Origin of the sequence: Devosia epidermidihirudinis (genome assembly GCF_000971295.1) — a bacterium.
Taxonomy (GTDB): domain Bacteria; phylum Pseudomonadota; class Alphaproteobacteria; order Rhizobiales; family Devosiaceae; genus Devosia; species Devosia epidermidihirudinis.
The window spans coordinates 1-527 of record NZ_LANJ01000003.1; the positions used below are offsets into that span (position 1 = coordinate 1).

At 45.2% G+C, this 527-nt stretch carries 1 protein-coding gene; it reads right to left on the reverse strand.

Features of this window, described 5'->3' with window-relative positions; genetic code table 11:
* Positions 1 to 191: 191 nt before the first annotated feature.
* Positions 192 to 497 carry a hypothetical protein gene (locus tag WH87_RS19480; protein WP_046173210.1) on the reverse strand — a complete coding sequence of 102 codons (306 nt, stop codon included), beginning with the start codon at positions 495 to 497 and terminating at the stop codon, positions 192 to 194.
* Positions 498 to 527 lie beyond the last annotated feature (30 nt).

Below are 527 nucleotides of genomic sequence, written 5' to 3' on the forward strand. Positions count from 1 at the left end.
CCCTCCTTCGTCGCCTACATTTTTTTTTTTTCCTTCATCCGTCCTTCCCTTTTTCCTTGTTTGGCCTTTCTCCTATCCGTTTCTCCCTTCCTCATCTTTTTTTTCCTCTCCTTCGTTCCGTTTCCTTCTTTCCTTCCTTTCTTTTTGTTTTTCTCCCTTCTCCCTCAACAAGTGCCGTCTCGGCGCCAACGCTATTCTCGGCGTTTCGCTTGCCCTCCTTCTTCTCTTTCTTGTACCCTTCTCCTTTCTTTTGGCTGTTCCTTCGGTCGCTGACTCCTCTTTTCTTCTTCTCGTTCTCGTTCGTTCTTCCTTCCCTCTTCCTTTACCCTCCTGCTTTCTTTCCGTCGCCTAATTTCTTTTTCTGGTTCTTCTCTGTTCTCGTCCTTATCTCTTTTCCCTTCTTTTCTCTCCTTTTCTTCCTTTGCATCTTGCCTATTTATTCTCTCTACCCTCCAATTCGTCTTTTCAATCCATTTCTCGTTCTTTTCATTTTCCACTCCCTCTTACTATCGCACCGACGCTCTTCC